This is a genomic window from Mesorhizobium newzealandense, from assembly GCF_042682145.1.
Classification (GTDB): domain Bacteria; phylum Pseudomonadota; class Alphaproteobacteria; order Rhizobiales; family Rhizobiaceae; genus Mesorhizobium; species Mesorhizobium newzealandense.
Genome location: NZ_JBHUGZ010000030.1, coordinates 617,252 through 640,896 on the forward strand (window position 1 = coordinate 617,252; position 23,645 = coordinate 640,896).

Annotated in this window: 23 protein-coding genes and 1 riboswitch; of the genes, 13 read left to right on the forward strand and 10 right to left on the reverse strand. The window is 64.1% G+C overall.

The window, feature by feature from the left end:
• Window positions 1-118 precede the first annotated feature (118 nt).
• A complete protein-coding gene (locus ACFSOZ_RS37110; protein ID WP_379106564.1) occupies window positions 119-1,654 on the forward strand; it encodes a winged helix-turn-helix domain-containing tetratricopeptide repeat protein in 1,536 nt (511 codons plus the stop codon).
• Here the strand turns inward: ACFSOZ_RS37110 and ACFSOZ_RS37115 are convergent.
• Window positions 1,630-1,962: a hypothetical protein gene (locus ACFSOZ_RS37115; RefSeq protein ID WP_379106566.1), complete on the reverse strand. Its 333-nt coding sequence runs from the start codon at window positions 1,960-1,962 to the stop codon at window positions 1,630-1,632. The genes ACFSOZ_RS37110 and ACFSOZ_RS37115 overlap by 25 nt on opposite strands.
• Before the next feature lie 126 nt (window positions 1,963-2,088).
• Window positions 2,089-3,663 carry an FAD-dependent monooxygenase gene (locus ACFSOZ_RS37120; RefSeq protein WP_379106567.1) on the reverse strand — a complete coding sequence of 525 codons (1,575 nt, stop codon included), beginning with the start codon at window positions 3,661-3,663 and terminating at the stop codon, window positions 2,089-2,091.
• A gap of 262 nt (window positions 3,664-3,925) precedes the next feature.
• Here ACFSOZ_RS37120 and ACFSOZ_RS37125 point away from each other — a divergent pair, with 262 nt between their 5' ends.
• From ACFSOZ_RS37125 to ACFSOZ_RS37145, 5 genes are all read left to right on the forward strand, one after another.
• Window positions 3,926-4,159, forward strand: coding sequence for a hypothetical protein (locus ACFSOZ_RS37125; protein ID WP_379106569.1), 234 nt, complete (start codon window positions 3,926-3,928; stop codon window positions 4,157-4,159).
• The gene (locus ACFSOZ_RS37130) at window positions 4,143-5,141 is read left to right on the forward strand and encodes a LacI family DNA-binding transcriptional regulator (RefSeq protein ID WP_379106572.1); all 999 of its coding nucleotides are present in this window, start codon (window positions 4,143-4,145) and stop codon (window positions 5,139-5,141) included. The genes ACFSOZ_RS37125 and ACFSOZ_RS37130 overlap by 17 nt, the downstream gene beginning before the upstream one ends.
• Window positions 5,138-6,655 (forward strand): sugar ABC transporter ATP-binding protein, encoded by a 1,518-nt coding sequence (locus tag ACFSOZ_RS37135; protein WP_379106574.1) that lies wholly within the window; start codon window positions 5,138-5,140, stop codon window positions 6,653-6,655. Before ACFSOZ_RS37130 ends, ACFSOZ_RS37135 begins: the two co-directional genes overlap by 4 nt.
• Window positions 6,655-7,704 carry an ABC transporter permease gene (locus tag ACFSOZ_RS37140; RefSeq protein WP_379106576.1) on the forward strand — a complete coding sequence of 350 codons (1,050 nt, stop codon included), beginning with the start codon at window positions 6,655-6,657 and terminating at the stop codon, window positions 7,702-7,704. Before ACFSOZ_RS37135 ends, ACFSOZ_RS37140 begins: the two co-directional genes overlap by 1 nt.
• Before the next feature lie 68 nt (window positions 7,705-7,772).
• Entirely contained in the window at window positions 7,773-8,756 is a 984-nt protein-coding gene (locus ACFSOZ_RS37145) for a substrate-binding domain-containing protein (RefSeq protein ID WP_379106578.1), read from the forward strand.
• A 257-nt stretch (window positions 8,757-9,013) separates the two neighbouring features.
• Here ACFSOZ_RS37145 and ACFSOZ_RS37150 read toward each other — a convergent pair whose 3' ends face one another.
• Entirely contained in the window at window positions 9,014-9,988 is a 975-nt protein-coding gene (locus ACFSOZ_RS37150) for a nucleoside hydrolase (protein ID WP_379106580.1), read from the reverse strand.
• Between the two features lie 283 nt (window positions 9,989-10,271).
• Window positions 10,272-10,478, forward strand: a riboswitch (cobalamin riboswitch).
• 7 nt (window positions 10,479-10,485) lie between these two features.
• Here ACFSOZ_RS37150 and ACFSOZ_RS37155 point away from each other — a divergent pair.
• From ACFSOZ_RS37155 to ACFSOZ_RS37170, 4 genes are all read left to right on the forward strand, one after another.
• Window positions 10,486-10,974, forward strand: a complete 489-nt coding sequence (locus ACFSOZ_RS37155; protein WP_379106583.1) for a DUF1636 family protein — start codon at window positions 10,486-10,488, stop codon at window positions 10,972-10,974.
• The gene (locus ACFSOZ_RS37160) at window positions 10,971-11,759 is read left to right on the forward strand and encodes an ABC transporter ATP-binding protein (RefSeq protein ID WP_379106585.1); all 789 of its coding nucleotides are present in this window, start codon (window positions 10,971-10,973) and stop codon (window positions 11,757-11,759) included. Before ACFSOZ_RS37155 ends, ACFSOZ_RS37160 begins: the two co-directional genes overlap by 4 nt.
• A 46-nt stretch (window positions 11,760-11,805) precedes the next feature.
• On the forward strand, window positions 11,806-12,753 hold the full coding sequence (locus ACFSOZ_RS37165) for an ABC transporter substrate-binding protein (RefSeq protein ID WP_379106588.1): 948 nt from the start codon (window positions 11,806-11,808) through the stop codon (window positions 12,751-12,753).
• 75 nt (window positions 12,754-12,828) lie between these two features.
• Window positions 12,829-13,875: a FecCD family ABC transporter permease gene (locus ACFSOZ_RS37170; protein WP_379106590.1), complete on the forward strand. Its 1,047-nt coding sequence runs from the start codon at window positions 12,829-12,831 to the stop codon at window positions 13,873-13,875.
• A gap of 54 nt (window positions 13,876-13,929) precedes the next feature.
• On the opposite strand, the gene ACFSOZ_RS37175 is transcribed toward ACFSOZ_RS37170, so the two are convergent.
• The 6 genes from ACFSOZ_RS37175 to ACFSOZ_RS37200 are packed head-to-tail and all read right to left on the reverse strand — an operon-like array spanning window position 13,930 to window position 19,727.
• A complete protein-coding gene (locus ACFSOZ_RS37175) occupies window positions 13,930-14,865 on the reverse strand; it encodes a phosphatidate cytidylyltransferase (RefSeq protein ID WP_379106592.1) in 936 nt (311 codons plus the stop codon).
• Window positions 14,865-15,527, reverse strand: a complete 663-nt coding sequence (locus ACFSOZ_RS37180; RefSeq protein WP_379106594.1) for a lysophospholipid acyltransferase family protein — start codon at window positions 15,525-15,527, stop codon at window positions 14,865-14,867. The genes ACFSOZ_RS37175 and ACFSOZ_RS37180 overlap by 1 nt, the downstream gene beginning before the upstream one ends.
• The gene (locus ACFSOZ_RS37185; protein WP_379106596.1) at window positions 15,524-15,967 is read right to left on the reverse strand and encodes a hypothetical protein; all 444 of its coding nucleotides are present in this window, start codon (window positions 15,965-15,967) and stop codon (window positions 15,524-15,526) included. Before ACFSOZ_RS37185 ends, ACFSOZ_RS37180 begins: the two co-directional genes overlap by 4 nt.
• Window positions 15,964-17,289 carry a phosphatase PAP2/dual specificity phosphatase family protein gene (locus ACFSOZ_RS37190; protein WP_379106598.1) on the reverse strand — a complete coding sequence of 442 codons (1,326 nt, stop codon included), beginning with the start codon at window positions 17,287-17,289 and terminating at the stop codon, window positions 15,964-15,966. The genes ACFSOZ_RS37185 and ACFSOZ_RS37190 overlap by 4 nt, the downstream gene beginning before the upstream one ends.
• 5 nt (window positions 17,290-17,294) lie before the next feature.
• Window positions 17,295-19,079: a bifunctional alpha/beta hydrolase/class I SAM-dependent methyltransferase gene (locus ACFSOZ_RS37195; RefSeq protein WP_379106647.1), complete on the reverse strand. Its 1,785-nt coding sequence runs from the start codon at window positions 19,077-19,079 to the stop codon at window positions 17,295-17,297.
• Window positions 19,080-19,118: 39 nt separating this feature from the next.
• Entirely contained in the window at window positions 19,119-19,727 is a 609-nt protein-coding gene (locus tag ACFSOZ_RS37200) for a CDP-alcohol phosphatidyltransferase family protein (protein WP_379106600.1), read from the reverse strand.
• Window positions 19,728-19,990: 263 nt separating this feature from the next.
• On the opposite strand from ACFSOZ_RS37200, the gene ACFSOZ_RS37205 reads away from it, so the two are divergent.
• The 3 genes from ACFSOZ_RS37205 (at window position 19,991) to ACFSOZ_RS37215 (ending at window position 23,491) form a co-directional block, all read left to right on the forward strand.
• Window positions 19,991-20,470: a MarR family winged helix-turn-helix transcriptional regulator gene (locus ACFSOZ_RS37205; protein ID WP_027038640.1), complete on the forward strand. Its 480-nt coding sequence runs from the start codon at window positions 19,991-19,993 to the stop codon at window positions 20,468-20,470.
• A complete protein-coding gene (locus tag ACFSOZ_RS37210; protein ID WP_379106602.1) occupies window positions 20,467-21,648 on the forward strand; it encodes an HlyD family secretion protein in 1,182 nt (393 codons plus the stop codon). Before ACFSOZ_RS37205 ends, ACFSOZ_RS37210 begins: the two co-directional genes overlap by 4 nt.
• 310 nt (window positions 21,649-21,958) lie before the next feature.
• Window positions 21,959-23,491, forward strand: coding sequence for a DHA2 family efflux MFS transporter permease subunit (locus ACFSOZ_RS37215; RefSeq protein WP_379106604.1), 1,533 nt, complete (start codon window positions 21,959-21,961; stop codon window positions 23,489-23,491).
• 17 nt (window positions 23,492-23,508) lie between these two features.
• Here the strand turns inward: ACFSOZ_RS37215 and ACFSOZ_RS37220 are convergent.
• The coding region (locus ACFSOZ_RS37220; protein WP_379106649.1) for a CAP domain-containing protein at window positions 23,509-23,645 on the reverse strand (137 nt) is incomplete at its 5' end.

Below are 23,645 nucleotides of genomic sequence, written 5' to 3' on the forward strand. Positions count from 1 at the left end.
CTCTCTCCAAGCGATCAGTTTGATTGAAATTGCGCACTGGGCAATAATGCACCAATCCCGTGCCGCGTTGATGTGGGTTCGACGCGGCATGCTGCGCAGTGTCCGGGGAGGGGTCCCAATGACGACGGCGACCGCCGATCAGCTTTTCCGGTTTGGCGGATTCACGCTCGACCTCGCCAGGGGAACGTTGCGCGGTGTCAACGAGCCGCTGTTCCTGCGCCCGAAGGCCTACGCGCTGCTTTCGCACCTTGCCCGGAACATGGGCCGCGTCGTTCCGAAATCAGAACTGATGGATGTCGTATGGCCGGGTGTCTACGTCACCGAGGATTCGCTGACCCAGTCGATCCGCGAAATCCGCAAGGTGCTCGGCGACGACATGGTGCGCACCGTATCCAAGCGCGGCTATATGCTCGCCGCAGAAGCCGAGACTGCGCCGGAGATCGGCGCCCAACCGGTCGTGGCCGTGATACGATTTCGCAACGACAGCGGTGATCCGGCCGACGAGGCGGTCGTCGACGGCTTTGCCGAGGATATCATCAACGGCCTGGCGCGCTTTGGGACGATCACGGTGCTCGCCCGCAATTCGAGTTTTTCGTTCGCCTCCTTCGGGCGCGACGAGTGGTCTCAAATCCGCGCCCGCATCGGCGCCGACTATCTTGTCGAAGGATCGCTGCGCCGGCAAGGCGAGCAAGTCATAACAGCCGTGAACCTGATCGACATCGCGACCGCAAGCCAACTCTGGGGCGACCGCTACCAGTCGCAGGGCACAGGCCTGTTCGCGATCGAGCAGGAGGTCGTCGAGCAGATCGTCGGCAGGTTGGTTACGCGGGTCACCAATGCAGGGCTGCAACAGGCATCGCGCAAGCCGGTCACCAGCCTTGCCGCCTACGAACTGGCTTTGCGCGGCTTTGCGCTGTTGCGCGATCCGGCCCAGACCGACCAGAAAGGTGCAGAGGCTCTGTTCGAGGCGGCAATCGCCAAGGATCCGAACTATGGACTGGCTTACACTTACCTCGCTCTGACGCGGGCGTTGGACGGAGAATTCGGACGCGCCAGCGACGCAGTGCTGGAAAATGCGCGCGATCTCGCCGACAAGGGCCTGGCATTGTCGCCGGACCAGCCAACCGGCCACCGTGTGCAGTCATTGATCAGGCTCTATATGCGCGACCATGAAGCCGCCGAGCACCACATGCGTATCGCTCTGCAGCTCAATCCCTACGATGCCGACTGCATCGAGCAGATGGGAATGTTACTCACCATGCGCGGCCGGCCGCTAGATGCACTGACATGGCTGGCGCGCGGAATCCGCATCGATCCCTTGCACCCGCACTGGTACCAGTTTGACCGGGCTCTGGCGCTCTACATGATGGGGGAATACCGGCAGGCCGCGGAAGCGCTGGAGCTGGCCACGCGCCCGGCACCCTGGATACGCACCAGGCTGGCGGCCTGCTATGCCCAGATAGGCGATATGGAACGGGCGCGGCGTCAGATCGCCCTCATCGAGGAGGGTGATCCGTTTTCGCCGATCGACTATGCTCTGCGCGGCGTGCCGTTTGAGAACAAGGCCGACGCCGAGCATCTCGCCGAAGGCGTCAGACTCGCCCTCGGCGAAACCACATCCGAGGCCGGTCAATCGACAACGACCACGATATAGCGGCCCTGATAGGCACGGTAATAGGTGCCTCCGCAACGCCAGACGTCGAAGCCGTTGACCTTGGTGCGTACGCAGCTTGCCGGCAGTGTGGCGACCCAAGCCGAGGTGTGTCTCAGCACGCGCCATGCTGTGGTCCGCCGCACAACACCTGCTGCACTGCGGGGCGTCCAGGGCTGACCGATACGCGCTTCGGCCTGACTGACCAGCGACAGCGCCGGCACGGTGCTGCCGATGATCTCGACAGCGGCGAGGCCAATTGCGGCCGCCGTGGCGATCACGCTGATTTTGTTCACGGATTCGATGGGCATTTTCTCTCTCCCGATGTTGGTCATGATGAAACTTTCTTTTTAGAACGCGCGAATGCGCGCGCCTTGGGGTGGCCGGTTGGCGGGCATTGTTGATGGGGACTGGCCGGTCGGCCGGCGCCGCGCATTTCAAGCCAGGCTGTGCATGGTGCCCGAGATGCGATAGGGCGCGCGCTCGGCGATCCGCGGCCTGATGGCGAGGCCTGCGATGTACCGCTGGAAGGAGGCTGCCTCCTGGACCGGCGAGGCCAGCGCGACATGGCCGTCCGGCCTCACCAGATAGGCGCCGTCGCGCTCCAGACCCGCGGCCTTGGCCATGTCCGACCAGGCGAAGGCATGGATTGGGATGCCGGCGGGCGCAAGCATCGCCCGGAACTCGGCATTGAGTTCGCCATAGACATGCACCTGCCAATCCAGCGATCGCAGCGGCTCGAAATTGTCGTCCCTGGTGCCGGCGACATATGGCAGGCGGTCGCCACCCTCGATCCTGCCGGCCTTGCCGCTGCTGATCGGACTTTCGCGGTAGCGGATGCGGGTCTGCGAAATCAGCCCGAAAAACGCGCGCGATCCCGCCGTCGTCCCGAGCGCTATGCGCAGGATCTTCGGCATCAGGTAGCGGCGGAACAGCCCGACCAGCCGCGAGCGGCTGGTGGCGACCCGAAACGCCTGGTCGGTGCTGTCGATCAGCTTGCCGGCGAAGGCGATGCGCTCCGGTTCGTAGCTGTCGAGCAGGGGCTGGTCGGCGCGCCCCTGCACCACGGCGGCCAGTTTCCAGGCGAGGTTAACCGCATCACCCATGCCGGTATTCATGCCCTGGCCGCCGGCCGGGCTGTGGATGTGGCCAGCATCGCCGGCGAGGAACACCCGGCTGATGCGGAAATGCTCGGCGACTCGATGATGCACGCGGTAGGTCGAGAACCAGTTGACCTGATGGACCTTGACGCCGGTGTCACGCTCGACATCGGCGCGGATCGTCTCGAAGGTGATCGACTCGTCGGCCTCATGCGCTTTCGGCACGATGCCGATCAGGCGCAGGGAGCCCGATTGCCGGACCGGCATGACGATGGCGAAGCCATAGGCGCTGATGACAGTGTCCATGCCATTGCGTGTAACGTCGCCGCGACCGTCGACGTCGGCGACGTAGAAGGACTGTTCGTAGGTGCCGCCGGGAAAGCCGATGTTCAGCCCGTGGCGCACGGCGCTGCGAGCGCCGTCGCAACCGGCCAGGTAGGCGGCACTGACCGTTTCCGTGCGGCCGTCCCTATTCAAGGTAACGACGACAGCATCGCCCTTGTCCTCGAAGGCGACCAGCTCCGTGTCGCGCTCGACCACGATGCCGGCACGTTCCAGGTGCGTGATCAGCAGGCGCTCGTGGATGTCCTGCGGCAACGCGAAAGCGAACGGGTAGGGGCTGACGCCGCGGCCGAAGTCGGCCAGCGGCAGCCTGGCTGCTATGCCGGCCGGCGTGTGCACGGTGAGCTGTTCGATCCGCACGCCGGCGGCGAGCACGTCTTCGACGATGCCGATCTGGCGATGGAACTCCAGCGTACGTGCCTGGACGGCCAGCGCACGCGAGGTTTCGCCCGGAGCGGACGCCTTGTCGAAGATGCGGACCGGCACTCCGAGCCGCGTCAACCAGAGCGCGAGCGTCAGCCCGGTCGGCCCGGCGCCGGCAATGAGGACCTTCGTCTTTGACATGCTCATTTTTCTTCTCCTTGAACATGCGGACTTTTCCGCCAGCCGCACGGTCTTGCGATTTCGGGCCCGAAAAATCCCGATTCGTTTCTGAAAATTTTCCGATGTTTGGTTGAGTTGGTCGTCTGCTTGTGCGGGCGCCGCCACTGGCTGGAGCTATCCGCGCGGCAAGGATCGCGGCACGGCGGGCCGGGACTGTTGCGTTGAGTGGACAAGCCTCGGAAGAGCGTCGCTTAACAGCGCCAAGCGATACCCCGGTCAGTTTCATCGAATGCGCATCGAGCAAAATCGAAACGAAGGTGATCGGCCGATCCGGCAATACGCCCTTCTTGCAGGGGCGACGAGAATTGGGCCGGAAAAGGCTGTCGAAGCGATTGCGCAAACGTTTCGATGGCCTTATGATTTCCGAAAATCCGCCAAAACCAATGAGAGCGGACTGGAACGCATCATCAGGGAGGAGCGCTTGCCAGCACTCCGTTTGAGTCACCATGCCGACAATGGCTGAGGTCGCGCGCCGCGCCGGCGTGTCGGTTTCGACCGTTTCGCATGTTATCAACCACACCCGCTTTGTCTCGCCGGAGAAAGCGCAGCTCATCAATGATGTGATCGCCGCGATGGGCTATCAGCCCAACGAGCTGGCGCGGTCGTTGAAAGTGGCCTCGACCAACAGCGTCGGCCTGGCGATCTCGGCGATTTCCAACCCCTATTTCACCGACATTATCTGCGCGGTGGAGGCCGAATGCGCGCGCCTTGGCCTCATGGTCTTCCTCTCTGATACGCAGGAGGATCCCGACCGCGAGCTTTCGGTGGTGCGCGCCTTCCACCAGCGGCGGGTCGACGGCGTCATCCTGGCGCCGTCGGGCGCGCCGCAGCGGGCCATCGATTATCTGGCGGAGAAGAAGCTGCCGTGCGTGCTCATCGACCGCTTCGCAGACGACCGCTTCGACCAGATCGGCGTCGAGAATCAGTCGTCGATGCGCGCGCTGATCGATCACGTCGCCTCCTTCGGCCACAAACGCATCGGCTACATCTCCGGCCAGCCGGGTCTGGCGACGACGCGCGAACGCATCGGTGCTTTTCGCGTGTCGCTGGCCGCCAATGGACTTGAGTGCCTGCCGCACTATGTCTCGCCGGAAAACGTCGATACGGCGAGCGCAACGGCATCGACCCACGCCATCCTGTCATTGCCTTCGCCGCCCACGGCATTGGTCACCGGCAACAACATGACGACAATCGGAGCGGTGCGGGCGATCCGCGAACGAGGCCTCTCGATACCGGCGGACCTTTCGCTTGCCGGCTTCGACGATTTCGAATGGGCCGACTGCTTCGAGCCGCGGCTGACGCTTGTCGCGCAGCCCTGTACCGAGATCGGACGGCAGGCGGCTGCCTTGCTCTGCGCCCGCATCGCATCCAGCGGTCTGGAGCCGCAGGCGGTGCGGCTGCAGGCCGCGCTGCAGGTCCGTCAGTCCTGCGCGAGGCCGGCATGAGTGCGCCGCTGCTGTCGGTCACCGGCGCGGTCAAGCGCTTCGGCGGCGTCCAGGCGCTGCGTGGCGTCGACTTCGACCTCAAGTCCGGCGAGATCCACGCGCTGCTCGGCGAAAACGGCGCTGGCAAGTCGACCCTCATGAACCTGTTGTCGGGGGTCTATGCGCCAGACGAGGGTACCATCCAGATCGACGGCAAGCCGGTGCGCTTCAACAACCCGCGTGAAGCGCAGGCGGCCGGCATTGCCACCATTTTCCAGGAGCTCGACCTGGTGCCAACGCTCGACGTGGCGGCCAACCTCTTCCTCGGCCGCGAACTGATGCGGCCGGGCGGCTTCCTCGACGTTCCGGCAATGCGCAGCGAGGCCCGCAAGCGGCTCGAGGCCATAGAGCTTGCCATCGATCCCGCCAGCATGGTGGCGAACCTGTCGATTGGCCAGCGCCAGGTGGTGGCGATCGTCAAAGCGCTGTCTTACGCCTCGCGCGTGCTGATCATGGACGAGCCGACCGCGGCTTTGACGGTGGGCGAGGTCGAGAGACTGTTCGACATCATGCGCAAGCTCGCCGCGAGCGGCGTTGGCATCGTCTATATCTCCCATCGCCTTGAGGAGGTGCCGCAAATCGCCGATCGGGTGACGGTGATGCGCGATGGTCGTGTCGCCGGCATCACGCAGCCGCACGCGCCGCAGGCCGAGCTGGTGCGCCTTCTGGTCGGGCGACCGCTGGATGAGCTTTTTCCCGAACGCGCCAGGGAGGCTGGCAAGACACTGCTCAGCCTGCGCGATGCGAGCTTCAGGCTCGCCCATGAAAGCGCTGGATGGCAGCCGCCGACAAGCATCTCACTCGACGTCAAGGCGGGCGAAATCGTCGGGCTGGCCGGCATCATGGGGGCAGGGCGTACCGAGTTGTTGAGCGCGCTCTACGGCACCGGCCTTGCCGGCCGCTGGGAGGGCGATGTCGCGGTCGACGGCCGCCCTGTCAAGCTCGATTCCATCAAAGCCGCACGCGACGCCGGCATCGCCTTCGTCACCGACGATCGGCGCGGCAGCGGCCTGATGCTGAGGATGGCGGTGGGCCTCAACCTGGTGATGTCGGTGATCCGGCGCATCTCACCCCTCGGGCTGATGTCGGCGCGCCGGCAGGCGGATGCCGTGAAGCAGTCCTTCGGCCAGTTCGATATCAGGCCAAAGAATCCCGACATCGCCGTCGGCGCGCTTTCGGGCGGCAATCAGCAGAAGGTGGTACTGGCCAAGGAGATCCTCGGCAATCCCCGACTGCTGCTGCTCGACGAGCCGACGCGCGGTGTCGATGTCGGCGCCAAGGGCGAGATCTACACGCGGCTGCGGCAACTGGCGGCGCAGGGCCTCGGTATTCTGGTCGCTTCCAGCGAGATGCCGGAGCTGATCGGCCTGTGCGACCGCATCGTGGTGCTGCGCCAGGGACGCAATGTGGCGGAATTCATCGGCGGCGTCGACGAGCACACAGTGCTTAACGCGGCAAATGGCAGGGAGGCCTGATGTCTGAGCAGAAGATTTCGGCGGCAGGCAGCCCGGTGGCCGCGGCACCGGTGCATCGCGATCCGTTAGCCTTTGTAGTGCGCTTCCAGAGCCTGATCGGCCTCGTCGTTGTGGCAATCGGCGGCGTCATCTTCTCGCCGCGCCGGCATGGCGAAATCCTGTTCCTCAACCCCGACAACATCGCCAACATCGTTCGCGCCGTGTCCGAGACCGGCATCATCGCCATCGGCATGACCTTCGTCATCATTACCGCCGGCATCGACCTTTCTGTCGGCGCGGTGCTTGGGCTCTCCAGCGTTGTCACCGCATCGATGATGATCTCGGGCGGCTTCGGACTCATTCCTACAATCCTGGCCGTACTCGTGATGGGTATCGCCTTCGGCGTCATCCAGGGCACCATCTCCAGCCGCTTTCGGCTCGAGCCGTTCATCGTGACGCTCGCCGGCCTGCAGGCGGCGCGGGGGCTGGCACTGGTCGTCTCGGGCAATCAGTACATCAACATTTCCTATGGCGACGGGCCGGGGCTGGCGCCACCGGTGTTCGCGGTGCTGGGCGAGCGGCTGTTCAACAACACCGTGCCGGTGGCGACGATCGTGTTCATCGTCTTTGCGGCAATCGCAACGATCGTGCTCAACACGACGCGCTTCGGCCGCTATGTCTTTGCCGTTGGTGGCAACGAACGCGCGGCGCGCATTTCCGGCGTGCCGGTGTCGATGGTCAAGATATCGGTCTACGCCATCACCGGCTTTGCCGCCGCACTGGCCGGCATCGTGCATGCCGGCCAGTTCAATTTTGGCAGTGCCAATGACGGCATGGGCTACGAGCTGACCGCGATTGCCGCCGTGGTCATCGGTGGCACCAGCCTGTTCGGCGGCGCCGGCTCGATGGTCGGCACGGTCGCGGGCACCATTATGCTGGGCGCACTCGCCAATATCCTTCAGCTCAACAACATCACCCCCGCCATGCAGCTGCTCGCGACCGCTGCGATCATCGTGCTTGCGGCAGTGCTTCAATCCCTCGTTCGCCGCCGCGAGGGTTTGGGTCGTTAGGAGGAATGCGGCAGCAAGTGGAAGTCAACCAAGGTCTGGCCCCCGGCCCGACGAGGAGGAGAGTGAGCATGAAAACCACAAGACAAAGGCGTGCCCAGAAAGTCGCGCTTCTGGCAGGCGCTGGCCTGTGCATCGCGGGAGCCGCCCAGGCTGCCGACCCGATGGTCAAGGCCTGCGCCAAGGATGGCCAGTTCATCATCGGCTTTTCGCAAGCCAACAACGCCGAACCCTATCGCCAGCACGTCAACGAGGAGCTGGAGGCGGCGGCCAAGGAAGTTCCAGGCTTCACGCTGCAGATCGCCGACGGCGCCGGCAACGTCAACACGCAGACCTCGCAGGTTGACAATTTCATCACCCAGAAGGTCGACATCCTGCTGATCTCGCCCTTCGAGGCGGCACCGCTGACGCCGGCGGTCAAACGCGCCATGGATGCCGGCATCCCGGTCATCGAACTCGACCGCAAGACGGTCGGCGATCCGGGCAAGGAGTACACCGCCTTCATCGGCGGCGACAATTACAAGATCGCGCTCGAGGCGGGCAAGTACACCGCCAAGACCTTGCTGCCCGACGGCGGCGAAGCAGCGGTGCTCCAGGGATTGCCGAGTTCGACGCCCGCGGTCGAGCGGCTTAACGGCTTCAAGGACGGCGTCAAGGAGAATGCCAAGATCCAGATCGTGGCCGAGCAGGCCGCCGACTGGGTGCCGGACAAAGCCCAGACCGCCTTCTCGGCCATGCTGCAGGCGCATCCCGACATCAAGGTGCTTTATGCCAGCAACGACATGATGGCGGCCGGCGCGCTGCTTGCCGCCAAGGGTGCCGGCAAGGACGTCAAGATCATCGGCACCGATGGCTTGCCGGGACCTGCCGGCGGCATCGAAGCGGTAGCGAAAGGCGACTGGGCGGCGACCTTCACCTATCCGACCGGTGCCAAGGAAGCGATCGAGATGTCGAAGAAGATTCTGCTCGATTGCGCCACTTCGGTGGAGCCGACAGTGACAGTGGAGACGACGGCGATCACGGCGGAAAATGCCAAGCAGATGATGGGGAAGTGAGGGGAGCCAGCCACTAAGGTTGGATATGACAAGGCCCCGCGCGGGGCCTTGTTGTGTTTTGGAGGCAAGACCAATCCTGCAAAGAATGGCTGCTTCGCGCCTGATGACAGTCGCAGAGATCAGTTTACCGCTTCCTCAAAGCAGACATCGTTGGCACGCATAGCGCGAGCGGTCGTGTGACCTACCTTCCCGCCGATTGGCCCGAAGAACGCCCAGTTGTCTCTTGCTGCCTGCTGTATCGTCGCGAAGGGTGCGGGTCACGCCTTGTTCTTGGTTAGACGCTCCAGCGCATCCACAATCAAATCGCAGAATTTTTGATGGTCGAGCTTCATCGCCACGGTGTGGCGGAAGTCGACCTGCTCGCTCGCCGTGCCCCCGAAATGGTGCATGCCACCCATCTTCTCGAAATTGCAGACGGTCATGCCCTTGGTCCACCGGCCGGCAAGCTCGACGCGGATATCGGCCTTCTCGGTGGTGAAGACGGTCGGGTCGATCATAGCCGCGACGCAGCACGCGTCATGGACGGCGGGATACTCGATCTGCAGGAGGCCCCCATGCGTGGTCGCTATGAACTCCCAGATATCGAGGATGAACTTGGCTATCTCGCCGCCGACGGCGCGCACCCGGTCCTGAAGCTTCGTGGTGGCGAGCGCCTGATGTGTCAGGTCGAGACCCACCATGGTGACGTCCCATTTGGCCCGGAACACCACGTCGGCGGCCTCCGGATCGGCATAGACGTTGAACTCCGCCGCGGGCGTGATGTTGCCCCTGGTATAGCTTCCCCCCATCGCGACGACCCGTTTCACCCGCTCGACGATGCGGGGGTCCTTGCGCACGGCAAGCGCGATGTTGGTGTAGGGACCGACCGGCACCAGAGTGATCGTCTTTGGCTCATGCGCCATGACGGTGTCGATGATGAAGTCGACGGCGTGCCGCTTGTCGAGCTCGAACGAGGCGGGCGGCAGTACGGGGCCGTCGAGCCCGGTCTCGCCGTGGATCTCGACGGCCAGCACCTGATCGATGAGGAGCGGCCCGGGAGAGCCCTTCGCCACCGGCACCTTGATGCCATAGGCGGTGCATACGGAAAGCGCATTGCGCGTGGTGTTCTCGACATTGTGGTTGCCCGAAACCGTAGTGATGCCGAGGAGATCGATCTTCGGATTGCCTGCCGCCAGCAGGATGGCGATAGCGTCATCATGCCCAGGGTCGCAGTCCAGGATGATCTTTTCCATATGGCACCTCCTCTGCCGGCCGAGCCTGCCGCGACTACAGACTGCCGCCGCTTGCGCCGTCAAGGTTCTCGCCCTCGGCAACCGTAATGCCAACTCGCTCTGCCCCCCGGCCACCTTCTACCTCCGGCGGCGAGCCCGTTCCGAGCAGCTGCCACTGCCGCCGCCGTATTGCGCGACAAGCGGGGTTGACATCGTCGGGGAATATCGCTTCAAATGTAATGTTATTACATTTAGATGGAGCAGCGACGTCGCAAAAAACCATTGCGATGCGATCGATGGAAATCTACGCTGGGCCGGTGATGGTCCCCTGGCCGCAAGGCAAGGGGTGAAAAGGGAACACGGTGAGATCCCCAAGGGTCGAGGCCGTGGCTGCCCCCGCAACTGTAAGCGGCGAGCAAAATCCGTAAATGCCACTGGCCGGCAAGGCTGGGAAGGCAGGATGGCGCCACGACCCGCGAGCCAGGAGACCTGCCATCAGCATGAGTTGACCGGACGGGGTGTGCCGGGAGGAGACGTGGACGTCGGTCTTGTCGGCCGATTCGCCAACTTCCTTCCGTCGCCAATCGAGAAAGACGGAAAAGTTGGACGGCGCTACCGATCGTATTCACCGCATTATTGTCTGCACGCTTTGCCGCGACGTCCCGACAGGGATCAGGTCGGGTGAGAATCTGTGCACCGATTTACGTTCCCGGCTCTCGGCCCACCATGAACCCGCCGTGGCAAATGGCTTCATTGTCGAGGGCGTGGCTTGCATGGCCGGCTGTGCACGGCCCTTGACGGTTGCCTTCCAGGCATCGGGCAAGGCCGCCTATCTCTTCGGCTCCATCGATGCGCAGGCCGATGTCGGCGATCTCGTGCGATTCGCCAAGCTCTATGCTTCGCTCGCCGATGGCTGGTGCAATTCGGGACAGCGCCCGGCGGGATTGGCCGGCAAGACGCTGGCCCGCATCCCGGGTCCGGGCAATCTGGCGGGAAACAGCCGATGACAGCGCCGGTTCTCGAAGCGCGTGACCTCAGTGCCATGGCGAATGGCCGAGATATGGTCCATGCGGTCAGCCTCTCGGTGGGCGCAGGTGATCGCCTCGCCATCATCGGCCCCAACGGCGCCGGCAAGACCACGCTGCTGCGCATGCTGTCGGGCATGCTGCGGCCAAGTTCCGGCGAGGTGAAGCTTGGCGGGCGCCGGCTGGACAGGATTTCGGCCGCCGAGCGCGCACTGCAGATCGCCGTGGTCGGCCAGACCGACCAGCCCGATCCGCGGCTGGCGGTGATCGACTATGTCGAGCTTGGCCGGGTTCCGCACGCCGGGCTAAGGCGCAGGAGCGACGAACGCGACATTGTCGTCGACGCGCTGCGCCGGACCGGCCTGCTGCCGTTGCTTGGCCGCACCATCGGCTCGCTGTCGGGTGGCGAGCGCCAGCGCGCCCAGCTGGCGCGCGCCATCGCGCAGGAGCCAACAATTCTGTTCCTCGACGAGCCCACCAACCATCTCGACCCGCGCGCCCGCGGCGAACTGCTCGAACTCGTGGCCAGCTTCGGCATGACGGTGATCGCGGTGCTGCACGATCTGGCCCTGGTGGCGCCCTTCGCTACCAGGGTCGCGGTGATGAACAATGCCCGCCTGCAAGCGTTCGCCGCGCCGCGCGAAGCGCTGACCCAACAGCTGATCCGCGAGGTGTTCGGCGTCGACGTCTTTCGTCTGCGCCATCCGACTGAAGACCGCGAACTGACGGTGTTCGAGGTGCCGAACCGCGCCGTGCCGACATCCTGATCGAAGCCGTTCCGCCCAATCCCTGTTCAACAACGGAGCAATACCCTTGAAACGCCTCGCTTTTTCGCTCGTCTTCTCGCTGCTGGCCTCGACAGCTTTCGCCTTCCCTGTGACCGTCGACAGTTGCGGCAAACCGCTGACTTTCGACGCGCCGCCGAAGCGCGCCGTCATCCATGATCTCAACATGGCCGAGATGGCTTTCGCGCTGAAACTGCAGCCGTCGATCGTCGGCCTGACCGGCATCACCGGATGGTACAAGGTCGGCCCCGAATTCAAGGCCGAGCAGGGCTCGATCCCTGAACTCGCTCCCAAATATCCGACGCTTGAAAACCTCGTCGCGGTCGAGCCCGATTTCTTCTTCGCCGGCTGGTACTACGGCATGAAGCCGGGCGGCGAAGTGACGCCCGAAACGCTTGCCCCGCATGGCATCAAGACACTGGTGCTGACGGAAAGCTGCGTCCATCTCGACAAGAACCGCCCTGCCGCCTCGATGGACCTGCTCTATGGCGACGTCGAAAAGCTGGGCAAGATTTTTGGCAAGGAGGCTGAGGCGCAAAAGCTCGTTTCAGGCTGGAAGACGCAGCTCGCCGACATCACCGCCAAGGTCGGCGACCGCAAGGGCACGCGGGTGTTCCTCTATGATTCCGGCGAGGACAAGCCCTTCACCGCGGGCAAGTTCGCCATCCCCAGCGCCATGATATCAGCCGCCGGCGGCGACAACATCATGGCCGACATGGACACCAGCTGGGGCAACACGGACTGGGAAACGGTGGCCTCGCGCAATCCGCAATTCCTCATCCTGCTCGATTACCAGGACGGCGGCGGCTACAAGAAACTGCTCGATTTCCTGAAGGCGCATCCGGCGATGAAAGAAACGGACGCGGTCAAGAACGAGCGTTTCGTCGCCCTGCGCTATGCCGAGCTGACGCCTGGACCCGCCAACATCGAAGCGATCGACAAGATCGCCAAGGCGATGCATCCGGAAGCATTTTGATGCATGTCGCCCAAAAGTGCGCTGCGGTTTTTTGGCAACGACATGCATGAAGAAAAGATCCGGGAAGTGCGTCGCATGAGCCCTGATGGACGCGACGCATTTCCAGGCTTGCGACACAAGGCATTCGCACTCGCCATGATGGTGGGAGCGGCGGCGATCGCCGCTCTCGCCTTGCTGTCGATCGCCTATGGCTCGACGCTGATTCCGTTGACCGACGTCGTGGCTTCGCTCGGCCATGCGATTGGACTGGGTGGACACGACGTGTCCGGCCCGGTCGGCAAGATCGTCGTCGACCTGCGGCTGCCGCGCACGATCCTGGCCATCTGCGTCGGCGCCGGCCTGGGCGTCGTCGGTGCGCTGCTGCAGACGGTGACCCGCAATGATCTGGCCGATCCGTTCCTGTTCGGCCTGTCGTCCGGCGCCGCTGCAGGCGCGGTTTCCGTCATCACCGTCTTCGGCGACAGTTTTGGTATCTGGACGCTGCCGGTCGCGGCTTTCACCGGCGGCATACTGGCTGCCGGCGTCGTCCTGCTGCTGGTTGCGCGGGTGAGGGGGCAAGGGCCGGAGCGGCTGATCCTCGCCGGCCTTGCCGTGTCGTTCATGTTCACCGCCTTGACCAACTACCTGGTTTTTGCCGGCGACCAGCGCGCCGCCCACTCGGTGCTGTTCTGGACGATGGGCGGGCTCGGCCTGGCACGCTGGGACAACATCTGGCTCGGCGCGCTGGGTGCGGGCACCATCCTGGCTTATGCGCTATGGAACCACCGCCGGCTCGATGCTTTCCTGGCCGGCGAAAATGCCGCCGAAAGCCTTGGTGTGCCGGTGGCGCGGATGCGCAGGATGACCTTCTTCGTCGCCGCGTTCGCGACGGCGATCCTGGTCTCGGTCGCCGGCGTCATCGGCTTCGTCGGACTGATGATCCCGCATCTGTCGCGGCCGCTGGCGGGTCCTTTGCATCTGCGGCTGGTTGCCAGCTGCGCGGTCTTCGGCGCGGTGCTGTTGCTGGTTAGCGATCTTCTCGCCCGAACCTTGCTGCCGCCGCAGGAACTGCCGATCGGCATCATCACCAGCTCGGTCGGAGCGTTCTTCGTCGTCACCATGCTCATCCGCAATCGGCTCTGATCGCGGTGGGCCCTATCGCGATGGGTCCTATCGCGATGGGCAAGAGTTCCCGCCTCAGACCGTCCAGAAATAGCGCACGATGTGAAAGAAAACCGGGGCAGCGAAGACCAGGCTGTCGGTGCGGTCCATCATGCCGCCATGGCCTTCGATCAGATGGCCCCAGTCCTTGACGCCCTGGTCGCGCTTGATCGCCGAGGCGACCAGCCCGCCCAGAAAGCCCATGGAGCAGGCGATGAAGGCTACGGCTGCCGCCTGCAGCGGCGAGAACGGTGTCACGAAGGACAACAGCGCGCCGAGCAGGCTCGCCGACACCAGTCCGCCGATCAGACCTTCCCAGGTTTTCGACGGCGAGACGTTCGGCGAAAAACGGTGCTTTCCGAAGAGCTTGCCGAAGATGTACTGCAGCACGTCGCTGCCTTGCACGACGATGATCAGGAAGGCGATGAGCAACAGGGTGCGGCCTTCGAAGCCCGGCACATTGAGGGTCAGCAGCGCCGGAACATGGCTGACGCAATAGACCGAGATCATCACCGCCCATTGCTGCGCGGCGATCCGCTCTAGAAAGCGCTCGGTGTCGCCATGCAGCGCGGTGATCGCCGGCATCAGCAGGAAGCAGTAGACCGGAATGAAGATGACGAACAGCCCGTACCAGGCGGTCCACACCAGCCAGTATTGAAACGGAATGATGATGCCGAACATGCCGAGCAGCACCCAATGGTCGCTGCGGCTTGTATGCGTCAGCGTCACGAATTCGCGCAGCGCCGCGAAGGAAATCAGCGCGAACAGGATGGTCATGCCGTAGCGGCCGAAGAAGAAGGCGACCGTCATCAGCGCCACCATCACCCACCAGGCGTTGATGCGCTGCGTGAGATTGACCAGCGTTGAACTGAGCGGCTTGGGCGCCCGCGCCGAAAGTATCGCGGCAATGATGCTGGCGGTGGTCAGCACCGCGAGCAGGCCGATGATCAGAATGGAAATCTCGTGGCGCATCAATCGTCTCGCTCGGGACGCGGGTTGAGCGCCAGCAGCGTGGCGTGGGCGCGCTCGAGAAAGGCGCGGCGTTCTTCGCCCGGGCCCACCGCAACCGGTGCGCCGAAGACGACGCGGCACAGCAGCGGCACCGGCAGGAACTGGCCCTTGGGCAGCACGCGCGACATGTTCTCGATCCAGCACGGGATCAGCTCGACCTCAGGCCGCGCCATCGACAGATTGTAGAGCCCGGAGCGGAAGGCCAGCAGCGGCTCCTCGGTCATGTTGCGGGTGCCCTCGGGAAACAGGATCAGCGAATGGCCCTGGTCGAGCACCGAGAGCATGATCTCGATCGGGTTTTCTTCAGGTTTCGTCCATTGCCGGTTGATGAGCACCGACGACAGCATGTCCTCGGCGATGAAGCGGCGCAGCCGCGACTTTCCCCAGTACTCGCCGGCAGCAACCGCGTGGGTGATCGCGCGTTCCTTTTCGCTCAGGCAGGCCGACAGCAGGATGAAGTCGCCATGGCTGGTGTGATTGGCGAAATAGATGCGCTGCCGGTCGGATGGCAGACTGCCATTCCAGATCGGACGCACCCCGGTCACCACCCAGGCCAGCGCCGAGAGACCGACGGAGGTTACGGTCTGCAGCAAGGTGAAGGTCTTGAGCGAAAGCTTGTTCATCGCGGCGCCCAAAACCCCGCCGTCAGGAGCGCTGCGGCAAACAGGGCCAGGGCTGCGCGCTGTTTGAACAGCAAGCGACGGGTGCCGGCCATGCGGTCATCGAGCGGGCGTGTCGTGGACGGCGAAGGTTTCAGGCGCATGCGCGCCAGTATGTCATCCACCGCGGCGCCACCGGAAGCCTCGTCTTTGTGGCTGGCCATCAGCCGGAACAACAGTGCGTCGAACACCAGAAGCGCCGACAGCGCCAGCACCGCAACCGCGCTCGCGGCCGAGACCGACAGTGGGATGGCCGCGCGCAAAGCCTCGAAAGCGCCGCGCGCCGAAGCAGCCAGGGGCACAAGAATACTGGCGGTCACCACAACCGCAGCCGGCCATGCGGCCTGCTGCATCAGCATGCGGGCGAAGCGACCGGCGCGTTCCTGGTAGGCATTGCCCGTCATGACGCCGCCCGCTCCGTGGCCGCGGCGAGATGAATCGGCCGGCCGGTGGCCATCAGCATCTCGTGGGCAAGCGTCGGCGTCCTGGCTCTGCCGGTCGCCACCAGCCATTCGGCGACAACGCCGGCGCTGCGCTGGAAACCGAGCGCGCAGCAGACCAGCACAGTGCCGTCGCGGCGCGCGCTCTCAAGCGCGCTGGCGGCCTGCTGCTGTACTATTACCGGCGGCGGCAACAGATCGATCATCGGAAAGCTGATCCAGCGGCAGTCTGTCCCCGCCGGCTTTTCAAGTTCGGCGGCAAGATCGATGACCGTGCCAAAGCCGTTGGCCTCGCTTGCCGTCGGAAAGCGACCGAGAGAGACGCCATCACGGACGGCGACGTGCGGTGGCAGCTTGCGCGTCCATATCGCGGCATTCACACCAGCGCCCAACCGGTAGGGCCAAAGCAGGACGCGGCTTGCCAGGGACACATGGCCTTCCGCAGTCTTCTGGAACACCTTTTCACCGGCCCCGGAATAAGCGAAGGCGACGATAGCCAGCGCCAGCGCCGGCCAGAGCAGGAAGAGCGCTGTGGCGGACAAGACGGCGCCGAGCGCGGCGCCGGCCAGCGCAAGGACGGCGCCCAGCGCATAGAACAGCGCCAGCCGGCGCGCTTTCGCATCGCCGGTCAGCCGAGCGGCTGAAAACGGCAACGCGCCGGAGCGCGGAAACAGCCACAGGGCGAAAAACCCGAGCAGCGCGCCGGTCGGGATGTCGATGAAATGATGTTGCCAGGTCGTCAGCACCGAAGCGCCGATCAGGAAGCACCAGCCATGCCAGAGCGGCAGGAGGAGGCCGCCGAGCCGGTGGCGCCAGTGGTCCCAGATGATCACCAGCAAAGCGATGTGCAGCGAGGGCGCCTGGTTGAACGGCTTGTCGAAACCGCCAAGCACGGCAAACAGGAAGCCGGGCAGGCCGGTCGTTGCAGGCCGCACGAACGTCGCGGTCAGCGGGAACAGGATGAAACAGGCGACGGCGACGATCTGCGCGGTGAGATAGCGCCCGGCCAGGCGGTCGACGCCTTGCCTGCTGTCGTTGAGCAGCAGCGACAGTCCGTAGAACAGGTTGATCGACCAGTAGGGCACGATGGTCCAGGCGAGGAAAGGGATGCTGCGCTCCCAGGAGAACACGATGCTGCCGACATCGTCGCGCCGCGACGCCAGCCAGTTGGCGAAGCCGTAGGAGAGGTAGAAGAACGGCGCCAGGAAGGCCAGCCAAAGGGCTGCCCTGACGACCACCCGGCTGTAAGGCTCAGTGCGCACCGTGGATGCAAGCGATGACACCATCCTGTTCAGCGGCGCCGTGCGACCGAGACGGTGAAGATGCCCCACTGGTCGATGCGCTGGTCGAGCTTCTCGAAACCGGCGGCTTCGACGAGCTGGTCCATCTCGCCTTGCGTGCGCCGGCGCATCACCCAGGCCTGACCGCCGCGATGCGAGGTCAGGCTGCGGGCGATCATCTCGAGCTGCGGATGCCACGGCTGGTTGGTGTAGAGCAACAGGCCGCCCGGCTGCATGGCGTGGGCAAGCCCGCCGAGCGAGCGGGCGATCATGGCGTTGTCTGAAAACAGCTCGTAGAGGCCGGAAACGATGGCGAGATCGGGCGCCGGATCGATCGAGGCGAGCATGTCGGCATCGAAGGCGTCGGCGCGCTGGAAGGAGACGCTGGCCGGCAACTGCCGCTCGGCGATCAGCTTGCGGCCAAGCTGGACATTGAGGTCGGAATAATCCTGCAGGCGCACGCTCGCCGGCTGGTCGGGGCTCTTCACGATGGCATCGAGAACATAGCGGCCGTGGCCGGCGGCGATGTCGAGAATGTGCGCCGGCCGGCCGGCGGCCTTGAGCGCCGCCAGGCAAGAGCCGATCAGCTCCTCGAGATGCAGCTTGCGCTGGCGGATGCCGCGCCAGCCGATGGCTTCCAGGAAGATGCGGTCGACGGCGCGGCCAAGAGGTGTAAGGCCCCGCGCGTCGTTCTCGTAGACGTAGTCCAGCGTCGAGCCGGAATCGAAGCCGGTGGTGATGCCCGCCTTCATACCCGACGATAACCAGGCGCCCATGCGGATGGAGGCACGGCTGAATGCCCAATAGAGGCCCTTGGGCGACAAAAGATCGAGCGGCGAGGCAAGCCTGTCGGCCTCGTCGCGCGTGTAGCCGGTGATATCCGCCTGCTTCAGGTCGACCGGCGCATCCGGCGCGGCGACTTGCTTGGCCAGGAACGGCCGGATCAGGTCGAGGGCCTGCGCCCGGTCGCGCTCGCCCAGCGTGTCGTGGAAAAAACCCGGCAACACATGGCGCTCCTTGGTGCGGCTGCCGAGATTGACGAAGAACTCGTGCTGCGGGCCATGGCGCACAACCCAGTCGCTCCCTGAAAGCAGAAGCTGCGTCGGCACGGTGATGGCGCGGGCGTCCGCAACGATGCGCGCCGCGTGCTGGTAGAGCTCGACCAGGATGTTGGAGGCGATCGGCCGCGTGATCAGCGGATCGCTCTCGAAGGAGGCGATGCGCACGGGGTCATGGGTCAAGAACTTCGCCTTGACGTAGGAATTGACGAAGAAGCGGCCCTTGATGTTCTGCCAGAACGCGATGCCTTCCTTGGCGAAGGGCACGTAGAGTTTGACCGAAAAGGCCGGTGAGGCCAGCACCATGGCACGCAGTTTCGGCGCATAGTCATGCACCCAGGCGGCGGCGAGCACGGCGCCGAAGGATTGCGCGATCAGCGCGATATCCTGCGTGGCGAAGCCGTCCCTGGCGGCGATCTCGCGCATGAAGCAGTCGATGTCGCGCACCAGGGCCGAGAAAGAAGGGGCATAGCCGCGCTCGCCGGACGAGCGGCCATTGCCGCGGGCATCCCAGGCATAAAAGGCGTGGTCCGGCATCTGCAGTTCGTCGACGAGATGAGCCATGCGGCCGCCATGCTCGTGGCCGCGGTGGAAGAGCACCACCGCGCCCTTGGCATCGGCGGAAGCTGCCGGCCAGAACCGGTAGAAGATCTCCGTCCCGTCATGGCTGCGGAAGACACGCTCTTGCGCCTGCCGCTCAAGGCTTCCGGCAGCAACAGTGGCGATTGGTTCGTGCATCATGGTCTTTCCCTCTGGCGGCATGGCGAGCCTCGATGCTCAACTGGCGCTGCCAATAAGGCCGGCGCGTATCCGGTTTATGGCGGTCAACAGCGAAAGCGTTGCCATGGCCGGAAACACAAGCGGCGCGATGGATGCCGGCCAGAGCCCGGCGGCGCACAGCACGGCGACCACGCCCAGCGCCAGCGCCCGGTCGCTCTTGCCGAACGGCCCGGCATAGTTTCGCCCGATCCTGGCGGCGATGCCGAGCACGCCGGCAAACTCGGCCAGCACAGCTGATATGGCGAAGGCGACGACGCCCCATGGGCTGAATTGTGGGAAGACGGCGAACGGCAGGATGAGCGCAAGGTCCGAAACGACGTCGCAGAATTCGTTCAGATACATGCCAAGCGTCGAGGCCTGCCCGTGTTCCCGCGCCAGCATGCCGTCCACGGCATTCAGCGCCATGCGCACGAACATCACCACGGGAATCAACAGCAGCAGCGAGCGCCATTCATGCAAGATCGCGATGGCCGTTCCGGCCGCGATCGACATCAGGGCCGCCAGGATGGTTATGCTGTTTGCGGTGACGCCGATTGCCGCCAGCCGGTTGACCAGCGGTCGCAGCCTTCCCTGGAAAGCCGGCTTGAGAGCGTAAAGCGTCGGCATTTCGTTGATCCCCCGATCCTGATATGCGGCTGTACATCAATATGTCACACGCGACCAGAGTATAGACCGCTGCGGTCGAAACTGCGCCTCCCAGTGCGCGCGTCCTGATACGGTGGATGGGTCATGCCGGCTGCCATGGCCACCGGCCAGACGTTGACCAATCGCTAACCATAATTGCGCAGCACGGCAGTCATGCACATTTGCCGGCTTCCGGTGCAACGCGGCATCTTGAATAATAAGCACGCTTATTATATATGCCGCTCATGGTTTCAGATGGCATAGACAGATTGGGCTTCTTGATCCACGACGTGCAGCGCCTGATGCGCAAGCGCTTCGAGGCGAGGGCCAGTGGCTTGGGGCTTTCTTCGGCGCAATGGCGGCTTCTGGTCCGCGTTGCCAAGGAAGACGGTGTCGCGCAGGCGAGGCTGGCCGAACTTCTCGAAATCGAGCCGATCAGCGTTTCGCGTCTGGTCGACCGCATGGAGGAGGGGGGCTGGATCGAGCGTCGCTCCGACGCCGCCGATCGCCGCGTCCGCATGATCTTCCTGACGCCCAAAGCGAGCGACGCCTACGCCGTGATCAAGAGCATTGCCGGAGAAGTCTATGAGGAATCGCTGGTCGGCGTGAAGCCGGAAGCCCGTCGTGTCCTCATCGAGGGGCTTGAGGCGATGGTCCGCAACCTGACTGACGACGAGACGCCGTCCATTGAAAAAGTGAAGAATACAGAGGGCGCAGCAGCATGAACGCCGCAGCCAAGATAGACGAGAAGGTGACCGAGCTGGAAATGGAAGCGCCGGCGCAGCCGACCGCGGCCCCGGTGGCGGTTGCTCCTCCGGCGCAGCCGGCGCCGGCCCCGGTGAAGAAAAAGCGCCGGCTGGGCCGCTCTTTGCTGATGGTTGCGCTGCCTGCGGCACTGGCTATCGGCGGCGGTTACGTCTGGGTTACCGGCGGCCGCTACCAGGAGACGGAAAACGCCAATCTGCAGCAGGCCAAGGTGTCGATCGCTTCCGACACGGCGGGCCGCATCGTTCAGGTCGACATTGCCGACAACCAGCTGGTCAACCAGGGTGATGTGCTGTTTGCCATCGACCCGGAGCCCTACCGGATCGCACTGGCCCAGGCCGACGCGGCGGTGGCGGGCGCGCGTCTCAATGTCGAGCAGCTGCGTGCCGCTTATGGCCAGTCGATGGCTCAGCAAAAGTCCGATGCCAGTGAGGTCGCCTTCGCCCAGTCGCAGTTCGACCGCGCCGCCGACCTTGCACAGAAGGGCATCAACGCCAAGTCGTCGCTCGACCAGGCCAAGAACGATCTCGACAAGGCCAAGCAGCAGCTGGCCGTTGCCGAGCAAGGCATCATCAGCGCCAAGGCAGCCCTTGGCGGCAATCCCGACATCGAGACCGACAAGCACCCGACCGTGATGGCCGCGCTCGCCGCGCGCGACAAGGCGGCCTACGACCTGGAGCAGACCACGGTCAAGGCGCCGGCTGACGGCGTCGTCAGCCAGGCCTCATCGTTCAAGGTCGGTCAGTATGTCGGTTCCGGCACGCCGCTGTTTTCGCTGGTCGAGACGGGCGACACCTGGATCGAAGCCAATTTCAAGGAAACCCAGCTGACCCACATGATATCGGGCCAAAAGGCCGAGATCGTGGTCGACACCTATCCGGGGCGCACCTTCGAGGCGACTGTCAAGGCGATCGGCGCCGGCACGGGTGCAGAGTTCTCGCTGCTGCCGGCCCAGAATGCCACCGGCAACTGGGTCAAGGTCACGCAACGCATTCCGGTGCGCCTGGAGTTGACCGATGCCGACGCCAAGATGGCGTTGCGCACCGGCATGAGCGCGACCGTTACGGTCGATACCGGCGTGGCGCGCGGGTTTCCCGCCATATTTGGCCACGCCACGGCTGGCGAGGCGGCAAAGTAAAATCGGCGGAAACCCGCGGGGAACCAAGGGTGGAAGCGAGTGGCAGGGGATTGGTCTGATGGGAGGGGTGAGAAGGATCAGCGCTTGGGCCGAGCCGCATCGCGGCCTGATCGAGATCTGAAATCTTCGACACGGACCCGTCGGTCCTCATGTTTCCGGGCGGCAGGCATCCGCTCAATCGAGACTTTCGGTCGATGTAACCCCCACATCGACAATCGCGTCCCACCGCGATGAGGGTCTCTCAACGGAAGGCTTTGCCGCCCGGAAACCCACCGTACACGATTTTGTTACCTGCCGGAAGTTCCGCATCATGAGCACGCCCGAACCGTTCAAAGAAGTGCCGCATCGTGGCCTGATAACGGTCGCGCTCATGCTGGCGACGATCATGCAGGCGCTCGACACCACGATCGCCAACGTTGCGCTGCCGACCATGACCGGCGATCTCGGTGCCTCCCCGGACAACATCAACTGGGTGCTGACCTCCTACATCGTTGCCGCGGCCATCATGACGCCGGTCACCGGCTGGCTGGCCGACCGCTTCGGCCGCAAGGAACTGTTCCTGACGGCGGTGGTCGGCTTCACCGTGTTCTCGATGCTGTGCGGCATCGCCTGGAGCCTGGAGACCATGGTCTTCTTCCGGCTGATGCAAGGCGTGTTCGGCGCCGCGATCGTGCCGTTGTCGCAGACCTTCCTGCTCGACATCAACCCCAGGGAACGCCACGGCCAGGCAATGGCCATCTGGGGCGCCGGCATCATGCTGGGGCCAATTCTGGGTCCGACGCTGGGTGGCTGGCTGACCGAGAATTTCAACTGGCGCTGGGTGTTCTTCATCAACCTGCCGGTCGGCATTGTTGCCTTCCTCGGCATGGCCGCCTATTTGCCGGCCGTCGCGCGGCGCGTGCGTGGTTTCGATTTCTTCGGCTTCGCCATGATATCGCTCGGCGTCGGCGCGCTGCAGCTGCTGCTCGATCGCGGCGGCGAGGTCGACTGGTTTTCCTCGATCGAGATCTGGATCGAGCTTGGTCTTTCGCTAACCGGCTTCTGGGTGTTCATCATTCACACGGTGACGTCGGATCATCCCTTCATCGATCCGAAGATCTTCCTCGACCGCAATTTCGTGACCGGGCTGGCGTTCATCTTCGTCATGGGCGTGCTGATCCTGGCGAGCATGTCGCTGCTGCCGCCGATGCTGTCGACCATCTTCGGCTATCCGACCGTCACCATCGGCGTCGTCATGGGGCCGCGTGGTGTCGGCACCATGATTTCGATGCTCGTCGTCGGGCGGCTCATGAGCAAGATCGACGCCAGGATCCTCGTCGTCATCGGCTTTCTGCTGACCGCTCAGTCGCTCTACACCATGTCGAGCTTCACGCCGCAGATGGACAACTGGCTGATCATCAGTTCCGGCGTCATCCAGGGCCTGGGAATGGGCATGGTCTTCGTGCCGCTGTCGACCGTGGCCTTCGCCACGCTTGACGTGCGCTTCCGTACCGACGCCACCGCCTTGTTCAGCCTGGTGCGCAATCTTGGCTCGTCCATCGGCGTGTCGGTCGTGACGGTTCTGATGGTGCGCAACACGCAGATCAATCACACCGAGCTTTCCGCCTTCATCAACCCGTTCAATCCCAATCTGTGGGCGGTCTCTCCTGCGGCCGCAAGCGGCGATCCAATGGCGCTTTCGGAAGTCGACCGAATGGTCAATCTCCAAGCGATGATGATCTCTTACGTCAATGATTTCAAAATACTGATGGTGATGACGCTGATTGCCATCCCGTTTGTTTTCCTGCTGCGCAAGCCAAAGCAGGCGCCGGCCGCTGGCGCACCAGCCGCGCATATGGACTGAGGGCAGGCGAAGGCTGCTTACTTTCCCAGCACAAGGCTCCAGTAGCGGATGGCGCTGTCGCGGCCGTCGCGGACATAGGCGAGGCCAAAGCGGGTGAAGCGCGGGTCGAGCATGTTGCGGCGATGGCCGGGCGAATGAACCCAGATGTCGAACA